The organism is Proteus sp. G3927, from assembly GCF_963894685.1.
Taxonomy (GTDB): Bacteria; Pseudomonadota; Gammaproteobacteria; order Enterobacterales; family Enterobacteriaceae; genus Proteus; species Proteus mirabilis.
The window spans coordinates 212373-227381 of the sequence record NZ_CAWQGX010000018.1 but is presented as its reverse complement, the minus strand read 5'-3'; the positions used below and the strand labels follow the sequence as shown (position 1 = coordinate 227381).

The 15009-nt window shown below is 42.7% G+C and carries 14 protein-coding genes; 10 read left to right on the top strand and 4 right to left on the bottom strand.

All coding sequences use genetic code 11. The features are described 5' to 3' along the window. Positions 1-8: 8 nt before the first annotated feature. Positions 9-1169, bottom strand: coding sequence for a cystathionine gamma-synthase (gene metB, locus AACV00_RS06815; RefSeq protein WP_004249895.1), 1161 nt, complete (start codon positions 1167-1169; stop codon positions 9-11). A 285-nt stretch (positions 1170-1454) separates the two neighbouring features. Here metB and metJ point away from each other — a divergent pair, with 285 nt between their 5' ends. Beyond that, positions 1455-1772, top strand: coding sequence for a met regulon transcriptional regulator MetJ (gene metJ, locus AACV00_RS06810; RefSeq protein WP_004246409.1), 318 nt, complete (start codon positions 1455-1457; stop codon positions 1770-1772). Between the two features lie 72 nt (positions 1773-1844). On the opposite strand, the gene yjjJ is transcribed toward metJ, so the two are convergent. Together yjjJ and rpmE are read right to left on the bottom strand one after the other, a co-directional pair. Next, on the bottom strand, positions 1845-3149 hold the full coding sequence (yjjJ, locus tag AACV00_RS06805; protein ID WP_004246410.1) for a type II toxin-antitoxin system HipA family toxin YjjJ: 1305 nt from the start codon (positions 3147-3149) through the stop codon (positions 1845-1847). 391 nt (positions 3150-3540) lie between these two features. Next, the gene (gene rpmE, locus AACV00_RS06800; RefSeq protein ID WP_004246411.1) at positions 3541-3753 is read right to left on the bottom strand and encodes a 50S ribosomal protein L31; all 213 of its coding nucleotides are present in this window, start codon (positions 3751-3753) and stop codon (positions 3541-3543) included. Positions 3754-3956: 203 nt separating this feature from the next. Between rpmE and priA the strand changes: the two genes are divergently transcribed. From priA to rraA, 7 genes are all read left to right on the top strand, one after another. Continuing rightward, on the top strand, positions 3957-6158 hold the full coding sequence (gene priA, locus AACV00_RS06795; protein WP_004249709.1) for a primosomal protein N': 2202 nt from the start codon (positions 3957-3959) through the stop codon (positions 6156-6158). A 252-nt stretch (positions 6159-6410) separates the two neighbouring features. Then, the gene (gene cytR, locus AACV00_RS06790) at positions 6411-7442 is read left to right on the top strand and encodes a DNA-binding transcriptional regulator CytR (protein ID WP_004249710.1); all 1032 of its coding nucleotides are present in this window, start codon (positions 6411-6413) and stop codon (positions 7440-7442) included. 70 nt (positions 7443-7512) lie between these two features. Continuing rightward, on the top strand, positions 7513-8307 hold the full coding sequence (ftsN, locus tag AACV00_RS06785; RefSeq protein WP_004246415.1) for a cell division protein FtsN: 795 nt from the start codon (positions 7513-7515) through the stop codon (positions 8305-8307). 110 nt (positions 8308-8417) lie between these two features. Then, positions 8418-8948: an ATP-dependent protease subunit HslV gene (gene hslV / locus AACV00_RS06780; protein ID WP_004246416.1), complete on the top strand. Its 531-nt coding sequence runs from the start codon at positions 8418-8420 to the stop codon at positions 8946-8948. Positions 8949-8960: 12 nt separating this feature from the next. After that, entirely contained in the window at positions 8961-10301 is a 1341-nt protein-coding gene (gene hslU, locus AACV00_RS06775) for an HslU--HslV peptidase ATPase subunit (protein WP_161680177.1), read from the top strand. A gap of 98 nt (positions 10302-10399) precedes the next feature. Continuing rightward, on the top strand, positions 10400-11317 hold the full coding sequence (locus AACV00_RS06770; protein ID WP_020946557.1) for a 1,4-dihydroxy-2-naphthoate polyprenyltransferase: 918 nt from the start codon (positions 10400-10402) through the stop codon (positions 11315-11317). 108 nt (positions 11318-11425) lie between these two features. Beyond that, the gene (gene rraA / locus AACV00_RS06765; protein ID WP_161680175.1) at positions 11426-11956 is read left to right on the top strand and encodes a ribonuclease E activity regulator RraA; all 531 of its coding nucleotides are present in this window, start codon (positions 11426-11428) and stop codon (positions 11954-11956) included. Between the two features lie 93 nt (positions 11957-12049). Here rraA and zapB read toward each other — a convergent pair whose 3' ends face one another. After that, positions 12050-12292 (bottom strand): cell division protein ZapB, encoded by a 243-nt coding sequence (gene zapB, locus AACV00_RS06760; protein WP_012368679.1) that lies wholly within the window; start codon positions 12290-12292, stop codon positions 12050-12052. A 296-nt stretch (positions 12293-12588) separates the two neighbouring features. Here zapB and AACV00_RS06755 point away from each other — a divergent pair, with 296 nt between their 5' ends. Then, positions 12589-13404 carry an MIP/aquaporin family protein gene (locus AACV00_RS06755; RefSeq protein ID WP_004246421.1) on the top strand — a complete coding sequence of 272 codons (816 nt, stop codon included), beginning with the start codon at positions 12589-12591 and terminating at the stop codon, positions 13402-13404. A gap of 42 nt (positions 13405-13446) precedes the next feature. Beyond that, complete coding sequence (gene glpK, locus AACV00_RS06750) at positions 13447-14979, top strand: glycerol kinase GlpK (RefSeq protein ID WP_004246422.1); 1533 nt, start codon at positions 13447-13449, stop codon at positions 14977-14979. The last annotated feature ends 30 nt before the right edge of the window (positions 14980-15009 follow it).

Sequence of the window (15009 nt, the reverse complement as noted above, 5' to 3'; positions counted from 1 at the left end):
ATCCATGGTTACCTTTTCGTTGCTGCATTAAACGCATTTTGTAAATCGTTGATGAGATCCAGACTATCCTCAATCCCCACGGAAATGCGCAATAAAGCGTTACTGATCCCAGCGGTTTTTCTCGCTTCTTCAGACATTCCTGCGTGTGTCATGGTCGCCGGATGACAAATTAATGTTTCTACACCACCTAAAGACTCTGCCAGTGTAAAGAGTGTTAAATGAGATAAAAAGGATTTAATTGCCTCAATACCCCCTTTTAACTCAAAACTTAACATCGCACCAAAACCTTGTTGCTGTTTTTTCGCTATCACGTGACCGACATGATGTTCTAGTGCTGGATAATAAATTTTATCCACTAAGGGTTGTGTTTGTAGATAATCCACCAATGCTTGAGTATTTTCTTGTTGTAATCGAATTCGTGGTACTAAGGTTCTGATCCCTCGTAATAACAAATAACTATCAAACGCCCCAGCAGTAACACCAATATTATTTGCCCACCAGCTTAAATCCTCAAGCTGTTTCCTACACTGACTAATCACAACACCCGCGACAAGATCAGAATGCCCATTAAGATACTTAGTGCAAGAATGCACCACTAAATCAGCCCCTAAAGCCAATGGCTTTTGCAATACCGGGCTCATAAAGGTGTTATCCGCCACCACCAACGCCCCAACTTGGTGAGCTAATTGGCTTATTTTCTCAATATCAGTGATGCGCAATAGTGGATTACTAGGTGTTTCAATAAATACTATTTTTGGTGCTAATGCCAACGCCTGTTGTAACGCTTGCTCATCGTTTTGATCAACAAATACCACACGATAAGCACCACGTTGCTGCTGACTATTAAACAGACGATAACTGCCCCCATAACAATCATGGGGCGCCACAATGACATCACCCGGTTTTAAAAAAGTCGTACAAATTAAATGAATTGCTGACATCCCACTGCTAGTAACAACCGCTCCCACCCCACCTTCAAGCTCTGCTAATGCATTTTGCACCATATCGCGCGAGGGATTGCCCCGACGAGAGTAATCATGTTCACGAGGTTGATTAAATGCTAAGAAATTATAGGTGCTAGAAAGATAGATTGGCGGTACAACACAGCCATATTGCTTATCTTCATTAAGCCCATTGTGAATGGCAATGGTTGCGGTTTTCTTCGTCATACAGACACCTTGTTACAGCGCTAAGTGGAAAAGTCGCTTACAGCATATCCAATTAGACACCAAGACGTCAATACATCTAGACATCTAAACTCCTTTACGGATAGACCAACAAATGGAATAATATAAATATTAAGGATATCGCCAGGTAACTATTGCTTTTTCTCACACCTTTAGCCAGTAACAGTCGGTGGTTTTAGAAAAGTCATGATAAACTGGCATGGCTCGTCAGAATAGGGCATCAACCCTAAACTGGCTTCAACTAAATGATATTAATTAAGGTAATCCATGGCTGAATGGAACGGTGAATATATCAGCCCTTACGCTGAGCATGGTAAAAAAAGCGAACAAGTCAAAAAAATTACAGTTTCAATCCCATTGAAAGTGCTAAAAATTTTGACAGATGAGCGCACTCGTCGTCAGGTCAATAACCTAAAACATGCCACCAATAGTGAATTATTGTGTGAAGCATTTTTACACGCATTTACCGGACAGCCTCTCCCCAATGATGAAGACTTACGCAAAGAGCGTAACGATGAAATCCCTGAAGAGGCAAAAGAAATAATGCGCCAGCGGGGTGTTGATCCCGAGACTTGGGAATATTGATCAGAAATTATTTTTGATAGCAAAAATATAACCAGAAGCCCAAAGCCAACACTTTGGGCTTCAATTTGTGCATTACTCTAGACGAGAGATACGCGAACTCGCTTCATCCAGATGATTGCGTAACGCGTTAAGGCAGGGAGAAAAATTGTCAGAAAGAGCATGACAATGAGTAAGCAAAGTATAAAACTGCTCTGCGAGTGCTAAACTCTCCCGCCAAATTTCACGGCTGATCCCATCAAGTAATGTCGCCGGTCGCAGTGTGTTGACTATTTCTCCTCCTACTTTAGGCGCAAATCCCATTGGTAGAATATCGTAAGCAGGCGCAAGCGCATATGGTCGGCCATGGAGACTAATAAACGATAAATTGCCATGGTGCATGTCAGTATTTCCAATCAACATACCAAATGCCCAACGTCGCATTGTACTTACCGAGGCATCAGGCTGAACCTGTTTTTGCTCAATTAACGCATCAACTAACACAGGCCATGGCTCTCTTGCTCGCCCGACAAACTGTGCATCTAATGCTTGTAAAGAAAAAAGTCCGACACGACCTAGAGCACCTACACGGTCAAAACGCGGTATTTCAAGAAAACGTTGCCCTTCAAAATCAAAAATTTCTGTTTCAACGCCTAGCACCTTTAAGGCAAGATGCTCAGCTTGCAGGAGATCACGCCAACGCTCGCTGATAGCATTATTGTCAGAAGCCGTAAATTTAACGATGACATGGCCTCTATCGGTATAGGTACAAAATTTGGGTTGTTCGCCACCTGCGGATGAGCCAGGATCTTCCCCTGAACTAACCGCTCGAGCTAATGTTGGGTAAGTTGTTGAACGAGCAACCACAGCAGGTATCGGCATCGCCAAAAAATGTTTTTTTGCCTGTTCCCCTATTAACAAATTTCCCACTGCATCATGACCGTGAGCAATTAAAGCTCTGATAATATCTGTGTCAGACCAACTGTCTGGATTATGTGGTAAACCCAACTCAGCGGAATAAGTCGCAGCATAAGCACGTCCAAGATACCCTTGTGGACGCATATCAAATAACCACCACGGCAATCCTTCGCTATACCGATTGACATTATCAACCTGCTCCATAACAAAACCGGCTGGATAAACTGGTGTCAATTTACCCAACAATTTAATTTTACCTTCTTCATTTATGCGATAAATGGGTACAGAGTTGAAGCCACGCGAACCATCACGTAAAGCATATTGAATAGAACGACCCGAGCCAATTTGAACAATATCATTAGACAACATTTTTAATGCCCTCGACAGGGTTGGCTGACTAATATTCATAATATTAGCTAGTTGCCTTGCTGGCTCAGGTCCATTACGTAGTATTTTTCGTATGACTTCTGCTCGTTGTGTCATGATATTAGCTACTTATAAATAGGTTAATGAATAGATAAATGAATAGGATTATGAATAGATAATTTATCAGCTGTGATCTGTCTTGTCACTATTAAAAGCGCGAAAATTGGCGACGATATTACATAAAAAATGCATACAAAAGGGCGCTATCGCTTTGAGGTATATTCGATATGTTATTTTATCATTGGGAGGTCATGCTAGGTGATGAATAGAGATAGGGAAGCTTACTATCAATAATAAAAGATCAAGCGGTTAAAGTGTGATACAAAGTGACCATAATTTGGACGATACACAATAACAAAAAGCCCAAAGCAAATACTTTGGGCTTTCTTCAATTCCGTTTTCCCTACACGTTTTCAGTGTTACCTGAAAAGTTGTGGTAACAAATATCTTATTTGCTGCCTGGGATTTTGAAACGTTTGTTGAACAGATCAACACGACCACCGGTTGCAACATCACGTTGTTTACCAGTATAGAATGGGTGGCATTTATCACAAACGTCCAGATTCAGGTTGTGGCCTGCTGTGGAGTTGATTTTCATAACGTTACCGCAAGAACAAGTTGCAGTAATTTCTTCGTATTTAGGATGAATATCTTTTTTCATGGAAAACCTCTGCTAAGGCCGTGTCGCTATTCAGCCCTCAGCCGAACACCACACGTCGTGTTGATTGAATTAAATTGTTTGGTATTTTATCTACCAAAGGGGGCGGATCATACAGAATATCCGCCAAACGCGCAATGAAATCTGCACACTTTTTGTGATATTCTTAATACTATCTTTTCGCTAAAACACTCGGAAACCCTGATATGACTATAGTTCAGGTAATATTACCTGTACCACTGTTTTCTTCCTTTGACTACCTGCTTCCAGAAGGTTGTGCCATGCCAACAATAGGTTGTCGCGTGGTCGTTCCCTTTGGCAAACAGCGTCGCTCTATCGGTATTGTTAAAGGTTTTAGTTCACACAGTGAGTTTCCCATTGAAAAACTGAAACCTATTGAAGAAGTACTTGATACAGAGACTCTGTTTCCAGGGATCTTATGGGATATGCTTAATTGGGCAAGTGCTTATTATCATTATCCTTTAGGTGAAGTTCTCTTTCATGCGATGCCAATTCTACTACGACAAGGGAAACCGGCTGAATTTACGCCCTTATGGCAATGGTATGCCACTCAAGAGGGAGAAGCGCTTGATCTTAACAGTCTAAAAAGCGCTAAAAAGCAACAACAAGCTTTGGCGGCACTACGCCGTGCCCCTTTGTATCGCCACCAGTTAGATGAATATGAAATTACAACAGCGACACTAAATAACTTAAAAAAGAAAGCATTAGCGGATTTACGTCCTATTCAACCCGCCCCTATACAGTGGCAAAGCACTTTTGCCGTACAAGGCGAACGATTTAAACTTAATGCCGAACAGGCGGTTGCTGTTGGTGCTATCACGGCACAAGCAGACCAATTTTCGCCTTGGTTATTATTGGGGATCACAGGCTCTGGTAAAACAGAAGTGTATCTCAGTGTACTTGAAACTATTCTCGCTCAAGGTAAACAGGCACTGATCTTAGTCCCTGAAATAGGTTTGACCCCACAAACCATTCGCCGTTTTAAAGCACGTTTTAATGCCCCCGTCGATGTTCTTCACTCCGGACTCAACGATACGGAACGCCTTGCGGTATGGCTACGAGCGAAACGGGGAGATAATGCCATTATTATCGGTACGCGCTCGGCATTGCTCACCCCTTTTCAGCAATTAGGGATTATTATTATTGATGAGGAGCATGATGGCTCTTATAAGCAACAAGATGGCTGGCGTTACCATGCACGGGATTTAGCGGTCTTTCGCGCCAAGCAAGAAAATATTCCTATCGTGATGGGCACTGCCACCCCATCGATTGAAACCAGCTATAACGTTGCACAAAAAAAATATCAACAACTGACGTTAACGCAACGGGCGGGAAATGCTAAACCTGCCACAGAGCATTTAATCGACCTAAAAGGGCAACCGCTCACAACCGGACTCTCTCCAACACTCATTAAAGCCATAAAAGAGCATCTTAATGCCGGTAACCAAGTGATGTTGTTTTTAAATCGCCGTGGCTTTGCGCCTGCGTTACTCTGCCATGAGTGTGGTTGGATTGCCGAATGCCCTCGCTGTGATCACTATTATACCTTACATCAAAAACACGGCATGCTACGTTGCCACCAATGTGATAGCCAACGTCGTATTCCATCACAATGCCCTCAATGTGGTTCAACTAATTTAATGCCAGTAGGATTGGGCACAGAACAACTTGAACAAGGCATTGGCGAGTTATTTCCTAATACCCCCATAACCCGTATTGATAAAGATACCACCAGTCGTAAAGGAGCATTAGAGCAACAACTAGAAGACATCTATCAAGGTGGATCACGTATTCTAATTGGCACACAGATGTTGGCTAAAGGTCACCACTTCCCAGACGTTACGCTGGTGGCGCTACTTGATGTTGATGGTGCTTTATTTTCTAGTGACTTTCGTGCTGCTGAACGTTTTGCTCAGCTTTATACTCAAGTATCAGGTCGTGCAGGAAGAGCCGGGAAACAAGGTGCCGTCTATTTACAAACTCACCAACCCGATCACCCGCTATTATTAACGCTGTTAGAAAAAGGCTATGATGCTTTTACTAAAGAGGCGTTACAAGAGCGACAAGCAACCTTTTTACCCCCTTATTCCAGCCATATTATGATCCGCTCTGAAGATCATAATAACCAAAAAGCCCCCCAGTTTTTACGCCAGCTTAAACAGTTCTTCGAGCAACACCCGATGAGGGATAGTCATTTATGGGTGATGGGCCCCATTCCGGCCATTCAGGCAAAACGAGGGGGAAATTTCCGTTGGCAACTATTATTGCAACATCCTTCAAGGGGTTATTTACAAAAGTTAATGTCTGTTACTTATCCTCAGATAGTGGCGCTTCCTGAGAGTAAAAAAGTGAAATGGAATATTGATGTTGATCCAACTGATTGCTGAGCCTACTGATTTTTAGCACACTTATAATTCAAAACTATTTATCAATTTTGCGAACTACCTCATAAAAACGATTGGTATCACACTTTTTATGCAAACTAGGTAACAGTATCTATTCAAAAAGTGGGTAAAATAACAATTTAGAATATTTCTTGAATTAAAAAACCGTCGCATCTTTGTATTTTGGACAACGACGGTTTTTTTGCAACAAAAAAGCAATCGTTTAACCAAACCATCAGTACGGAGGTATGGGGTTTGCAACAGAATAATAAAGAGAGCGCACAAGCAACAATGAAAGATGTTGCTTTTGCTGCTGGCGTGTCAACAGCCACGGTGTCACGCACATTAATGAATCCAGAAAAAGTATCCTCACAAACCCGTCAAAAAGTTGAGCAAGCTGTTCTTGACGTGGGTTATTACCCACATAATTTGTCAAAAAACCTGAAACGTAACGAGTCAAAAACGATCCTCGTGATCGTCCCTAACATCAGTGATCCCTTTTTTACAGATGTTGTATGTGGCATTGAAGAAACCGCAGCTCAACACGGCTATCTTGTGTTAATTGGTGACTGTAAACACCAACAAAAACATGAAAATGCCTTTATTAATTTAATTATTACTAAGCAGATTGACGGCATGTTACTGCTTGGCTCTCATATCCCTTTTGATGTTTCTAAAGAAGAGCAAAAAAATCTTCCTCCTATGATCATGGCAAATGAATTTGCGCCAGAGCTTGAATTGCCAACCGTTCATATTGATAATTTGACTGCTTCTTTTAGAGCCACCCACTATCTACAACAGATGGGACATAAGCGTATTGCCTGTATTACTGGCCCTGAAGATATGCCACTATGTCGTTATCGCTTACAAGGTTATATTCAAGCTATGCGTAGAACCGGTGTCCCTCTACGCGAAGATTATATTATTAGAGGTGATTTTACCCACGAAAGCGGTGCAGAAAGTCTGAAAAAGTTAATTTCGTTACCTGAACCACCGACAGCGGTATTTTGTCATAGCGATATTATGGCGATTGGTGTGATGTGGCAGGCTAAAAAACTTGGCTTACAATTACCTGACGATCTCTCTGTGATTGGCTTCGATAACCTTGATATTACGCGCTATAGCGAGCCTGCATTAACCACCATGGAACAGCCACGTTACCAAATTGGTCGTCAATCCATGTTGTTACTGCTTGATCAGTTACAAGGTAGACCTGTTGCACCCGGCTCTCGCCTATTAGATTGTGAGTTAATAGTAAGAGAAAGTGTCTGTCGGCTTAAAAGCTAGGCAAAAGACACTATGTTAAGTAACATATCGGTTGTGATACCTATTCATTTAATTATCAGCGAATCGAACTGTGGCACAACGAGACTATGTGGGACGAGGACAGTCATCTGCTCGTCGTAAAAAGACAACGAAAGGCAAAGGTAAAAAGGCGGCCAGTGGGTTGCCTTTAACCACACTTATTGTAGCAATTGCGCTTGTGGCGCTATTTGTTGGCGGCCTCTATTTTATTACCCATAATAAAAAAGAGGTTGTCGAACCAACGTCATCAAGTGCAGGGCAACAACCAACTAACAACTTACCACCTAAACCGCAAGAGCGTTGGCAATATATCAAAGAGCTCGAGAATCGACAGGTGGGGAACCCATTACAGCCACCAGCGACCTCTTCAGGGAGCCAGATTAATCCGAAAGCGACACTTTCACCGGAGCAATTACGTTTTTTACAACAAATTGAAGCGGATAAACGTCAACCGGCGGTAGAGTTACCAGAAGTGCCTTATAACGGTGAAGTACCACGTTCACAGGTTGTCATTACCCCACCGACAACCACCGCACCTTCGGTACAACCTTCGCAACCTTCAGCACCGGTAAAACAGGAGCCTGCACCCGCGATAACGACACCAAAACCTGCGACGACTGAAGCGCGCTTTTTAGTCCAATGCGGTTCATTTAAAACCAATGAACAAGCCGAATCTGTACGCGCAACCTTAGCATTTTCCGGTATCGAAAGCCGTGTGACCAAAGGAAATGACGGCTGGATCCGCGTTTTATCTGGCCCATTTAATAAAGAGCAAGCCAATACGCTAAGCCGTCAAGCTGCAGGCGCAGGTGTATCAGGTTGTATTCTTCGTACTGCGGGGGGTTGAAAAATAAAATTTCTCCCCCACCTATAAATCTAATTCACATAATGGGCTGTGTTTTTTCTGATATTAAAGCACAACCCACTTCTTTTTATTGATAAACCAGGGGCTGACTCATGACTACAATCGTAAGTGTTCGCCGTAATGGCCAAGTCGTAATCGGTGGTGATGGACAGGCGACGATGGGTAATACCGTCATGAAAGGCAATGTTCGCAAAGTACGCCGTCTTTATAACGACAAAGTGATTGCGGGATTTGCCGGCGGCACTGCTGATGCTTTCACGCTTTTTGAACTTTTTGAGCGTAAATTAGAGCTCCATCAAGGCCATTTAACTAAAGCCGCTGTTGAACTTGCGAAAGATTGGCGTACAGACAGAATGTTACGCAAACTAGAAGCATTACTGGCTGTGGCAGACGAAACAACATCTTTGATTATCACTGGTAACGGTGATGTTGTGCAGCCAGAAAACGATCTGATTGCTATTGGTTCTGGTGGCCCTTATGCACAAGCAGCGGCGAGAGCGATGTTAGAAAACACCGATCTAAGTGCACGCGAAATTGCGGAAAAAGCACTGAATATTGCCGGTGATATCTGCATCTACACCAACCATAATGTCAACTTTGAAGAAATCTCTTCAAAAGAGTAAGGATTTGAGAGCATGTCCGAAATGACTCCTCGCGAAATTGCCAGCGAACTCGACAGATTTATTATTGGTCAAGATAAGGCCAAACGTGCGGTTGCTATTGCACTGCGTAACCGCTGGCGTCGCATGCAGCTTGATGAAGCGCTGCGTCATGAAGTAACCCCAAAAAATATTTTGATGATTGGACCTACAGGGGTAGGTAAAACTGAAATTGCACGTCGTTTAGCAAAATTAGCCAATGCACCTTTTATCAAAGTCGAAGCCACAAAATTCACTGAAGTGGGTTATGTAGGTAAAGAAGTCGATTCTATTATCCGCGATTTAACTGATTCTGCTGTTAAAATGGTACGTAGCCAAGCGATTGAAAAAAATCGTTACCGTGCTGAAGAAATGGCAGAAGAGCGTATTCTTGATGTACTGATCCCACCAGCAAAAAATAACTGGGGAGTCACAGAATCAGCATCATCCTCAGAGCCTTCAGCAGCGCGCCAAGCGTTCCGTAAGAAACTCCGTGAAGGCCAATTAGACGACAAAGAGATTGAAATTGAATTAGCGGCCACCCCAATGGGTGTTGAAATTATGGCACCTCCAGGCATGGAAGAGATGACTAATCAATTACAATCCATGTTCCAAAATTTAGCGGGACAAAAGCAAAAAGCGCGTAAGATGAAAATCAAAGAAGCGTTTAAACTGATTGTCGAAGAAGAAGCCGCTAAACTGGTTAATCCTGAAGAGTTAAAACAACAAGCCATCGATGCAGTTGAGCAACATGGTATCGTGTTTATTGATGAAGTAGATAAAATCTGTAAACGTGGTGGTCAAAGCCCTGGCCCTGATGTTTCTCGTGAAGGTGTACAACGTGACCTATTACCACTGGTAGAAGGTTGCACCGTATCCACTAAGCACGGTATGGTGAAAACAGATCATATTCTGTTTATTGCCTCAGGCGCATTCCAAGTCTCTAGTCCTTCTGACTTAATTCCTGAGTTACAAGGCCGTCTGCCTATTCGTGTTGAACTACAAGCACTGACTGCAGAAGATTTTGAGCGTATCCTTACTGAGCCAAATGCATCATTAACAAAACAGTATCAAGCTTTAATGGCTACCGAAGGGGTAAGCATTAACTTTAGCCAAGACGGTATTCGCAAAATTGCCGAATCTGCATGGCGTGTAAATGAAACCACTGAAAATATCGGTGCACGTCGTCTACATACGGTATTAGAGCGTTTAATGGAAGAAATTTCCTATGATGCGAGTGAACGTCAAGGCGAAACTATTCTTATTGATGCAGAATATGTGAAACAGCATCTGGATGAGCTTGTAGCAGATGAAGATCTGAGTCGATTTATTTTATAATCAACTTATGCGATCCTTAATCAGCAATATTAACGTGGGAGGCTTGCCTCCCATTCTTATTTTTATAATAACAACGAACATGAGTATTGAATTTCAGCATGAGCGCTCAACATTCCATTAGCCGGACACAAGCCTGGCTTGAAAGTTTACGACCCAAAACCCTACCTTTAGGGTTAATTGCTATTGTGACTGGCTCCGCCTTAGCGTATTGGACGGGTCATTTTGAGCTACCTATTGCATTACTGGCGATTTTAACTGCTGGCACACTACAAATTCTCTCTAACTTAGCGAATGACTATGGCGATGCCGTTAAAGGGACAGATACTGAAGAGCGATTAGGGCCACTGCGTGGAATGCAAAAAGGGGTGATCACCCCTGCTCAAATGAAAAAAGCCTTAATTATCAATGTGATTATCTCCTGTGTTTCAGGTATCGCCTTGATAATTGTCGCCTGTAAAAAACCCGAAGATGCTATTGGCTTTTTAGTGATGGGCTTATTGGCTATCGTGGCAGCCATTACCTATACCGTAGGGAAACGCCCTTATGGCTATATGGGATTGGGCGATATTTCGGTATTAATTTTCTTTGGCTGGCTGAGTGTGATTGGCACTTATTATTTGCAAGCTAATGCTTTTAATATTGTGACACTACTGCCTGCCACCGCCTGCGGACTGCTCTCGGTCGCAGTACTTAACATTAACAATATGCGTGATCTTGAAAACGACATTCAAGCCGGTAAAAATACCTTGGCGGTGCGTTTGGGGGCTTCTGGCTCACGGATTTACCACACCTGTGTGATTGCCATAGCCATTATCTGTTTGATTGTGTTCACCCTGATTTATATGCACCGTTGGACGGCGTGGCTATTTTTATTAGCCGTTCCCATGCTATTACTGCATATTAAACGCGTTAATGCTGATCTTAGTGGCGAAGCCATGCGACCACTGCTTGAACATATGGTCAAAGCGGCGCTGTTAACCAATATTCTTTTTTCTTTAGGTTTAGTTTTAGAGTAATTTACCGCTATTGTTGATTTGACTCACTGAATTGTCAGTGAGTCTTTTGCCAACACCCCCTGTTAAGGGATATACTGGACTTTCCTGAGGCAACCTGACGTAAATCCTATGAAATATGATACTTCTGAACTCTGTGATATCTATCAAGAAGATATCAATGTCGTAGAACCGCTTTTCTCAAACTTTGGTGGTCGTAGCTCCTTTGGTGGACAAATTACCACTGTCAAATGTTTTGAAGATAATGGTCTGCTTTATGACTTACTAGAAGAAAACGGTAAAGATCGTATTCTATTAGTTGATGGCGGTGGCTCTGTCCGCAAAGCGCTAGTCGACGCTGAATTGGCGCAACTGGCGGTACTCAACGAATGGGAAGGTATTGTTGTTTATGGTGCAGTACGCCAAGTGGACGCTTTATCTGAGCTTGATTTAGGTATTCAAGCGATGGCTGCCATTCCTGCAGGTTGCCCAAGTGAAGGCATCGGCGACAGTGATATCCGCGTAAACTTTGGTGGTGTTACTTTCTTCTCTGGTGATTACCTTTATGCTGATAATACTGGCATTATCTTATCTGAAGAGCCTTTAGGCTTAGATGATGACGATTTAGATGATGATTTAGATGATGATTTATTAGAAGAATAATAGACCATTCTCTTATTAACAAAGATAACGCATAAAGCGACAAAAGCCACTTTATCAGTGGCTTTGTTTTTAACTGGTGAAAACGGTGGACGATTATTGTACGTCTTCCATTTTTCCTAGCAGAGCACGTAAACGCTCTTGCCAGCTTGATTGCTCTTGTTTCAGCTCTTCGTTTTCACGAACCAAAGCTTCTCTTGATTCTCTTGCGCCCTGCACTTCTTGATTCAGTGCATCATTTTTCTCTTTTAGCTCTTCAATTTCCATCTGTAATAATGTGATGGTATCTAGTGCTTGTTGTACTTTTGACTCTAATTTTTCAAAAACTTCAAATGACATACTGTAATCCCCCATATAATCGATACTCCCGATTGTAAGTAGCCTATCAACAACTGTCTAGCATCTTCCGTGGAATTACCTGCTTTTTTCAATTTAACAAAAATACTGGTCTGATCACACTCCTAGTGTTGTACAAGTCACTATTTAAGAGCGTTTTCACTCATTTTCATGATGGGACACACAAAATTCAATTTCGCTTATTCTCGTTTACGCTCATTAACGATAAATTTACAGTTATCTTTTCAATACGAAAAGAATACTAACAATTAAAATCACCCTCTTTCAGGATAGAATATATGAGCCAGACGAAAACCTCTCTTATGGGTCAATGCATTTCCGAGTTTATCGGTACTGCATTGCTAGTCTTCTTTGGTCTTGGTTGTGTTGCAGCAGCACGTATCGCAGGCGCTCAACTCGGTCTTTGGGAGATAAGTATTATCTGGGGCTTAGGTGTTGCCTTAGCCGTTTACCTTACTGCGGGTACCTCTGGTGCTCACCTCAACCCGGCGGTCACAGTCGCATTCTGGTTGTTTGCGTGCTTTGAACGTAAAAAAGTTATCCCTTATATTGTTGCACAAATGTTAGGTGGTTTTTTTGCCGCCGCTGTTGTGTACTTTATGTATTACAATTTATTTATCGACTACGAACAGGTCAACGGAATTGTACGAGGATCACAAGAAAGCCTCTTTACTGCGGGCGTCTTCTCTACTTACCCAGCAGCCCAAATCTCTGTGATCCACGCATTTTTTATCGAAGTAATTATTGCCGTTATTCTCGTTGGCTTAATTTTAGCCTTAACAGATGATGGTAACGGTGTACCTCGTGGGCCTTTAGCGCCATTACTTATCGGTATTCTGATTGCGGTTATCGGTGGTGCATTTGGTCCATTAACTGGATTCGCCTTAAACCCTGCCCGTGATTTTGGGCCAAAATTAGTCGCATTCTTTGCCGGATGGGGTGATATTGCTTTAACAGGTGGACGCGATATTCCTTATTTCTTAGTCCCACTCATTGCTCCAATGATTGGGGGTATTTTAGGCGCACTTGCTTATCGTAAACTTATTGGCCGTCACTTACCTTGTGATACCTGCAAAATTGAAAACGACAAATAACGATGCAAGCAATATCGTTGATTATGAAAACAGGTTACTAACATGACAACAGAAACAAACAAATCGAATAGTGAAAAAAAATATATCGTTGCTCTGGATCAGGGAACAACCAGTTCACGCGCTGTCGTAATCGATCATGACGCCAACATTGTTAGCATCTCACAACGCGAATTTACCCAAATTTATCCTAAGCCCGGCTGGGTTGAGCACGATCCAATGGAAATCTGGGCAACTCAAAGCGCAACGCTAATTGAAGTATTGGCCAAAGAAGACATCCCTTCTGATCATGTTGCCGGTATCGGTATTACCAACCAACGTGAAACGACTATCGTCTGGGAAAAAGAGACCGGTAAACCTATCTATAATGCTATTGTGTGGCAATGTCGCCGTACTGCAGACTTTTGTACTCGCTTAAAAGATCAAGAAGGGGTTGAAGAGTACATTCGTCAAAATACTGGGCTTATGGTTGACCCCTATTTTTCAGGCACCAAATTAAAATGGATCCTCGATAATGTTGAAGGCGCTCGTGAACGAGCAGAAAAAGGAGAGTTACTCTTTGGTACCGTTGATACTTGGTTAGTCTGGAAAATGACACAAGGTCGTGTTCACGTAACAGATTATACCAACGCTTCACGTACTATGTTGTTTAATATTCACTCTTTAGATTGGGATCAAAAAATCCTCGATCTGCTGAATATTCCCCGCAATATGCTACCTAAAGTGGTGCCTTCTTCTGAAGTTTATGGTCAAACCAACATTGGTGGTAAAGGTGGTACACGTATTCCTATCGCCGGTATGGCTGGTGACCAACAAGCGGCACTCTATGGTCAGCTCTGTGTACAAAGCGGTATGGCAAAAAACACCTACGGAACAGGCTGCTTCTTGCTGATGAATACAGGTAAAGAAGCCGTGCGCTCTAACCACGGTCTATTAACCACTATCTGCTGTGGCCCACGTGGTGAAGTAAACTATGCCTTAGAAGGTGCAGTCTTCGTCGGTGGTGCTTCCATTCAGTGGCTACGTGATGAGCTAAAATTAATTGATGAAGCAACTGACTCAGAATACTTTGCCACTAAAGTTAATGACACCAACGGTGTTTATGTCGTACCTGCATTTACTGGCTTAGGCGCACCTTATTGGGATCCGTATGCCCGTGGCGCTATCTTCGGTTTAACCCGTGGCGCTAACCGTAATCATATTATTCGAGCTACTTTAGAATCTATCGCTTATCAAACCCGCGATGTCCTTGATGCGATGCAAGCAGACTCCGGAGCACGCTTACAAGCACTACGTGTAGATGGTGGTGCCGTTGCCAATAACTTCTTAATGCAGTTCCAATCTGACATCTTAGGTACCCGTGTTGAACGTCCTGTGGTACGTGAAAGTACTGCGTTAGGGGCTGCGTTCCTTGCAGGCCTTGCGGTAGGTTTCTGGTCTGATCTGGAAGAGGTAAAAAATAAAGCCGAGATTGATAAAGAATTCCGCCCAGGTATTGAAACCACAGAGCGTAATTATCGTTATAACGGCTGGAAAAAAGCGGTTGCCCGTGCACAAGAATGGGAAGATCGCGGTTAATCGCTAATTCCCCCCTATGAGAGAGAAGTC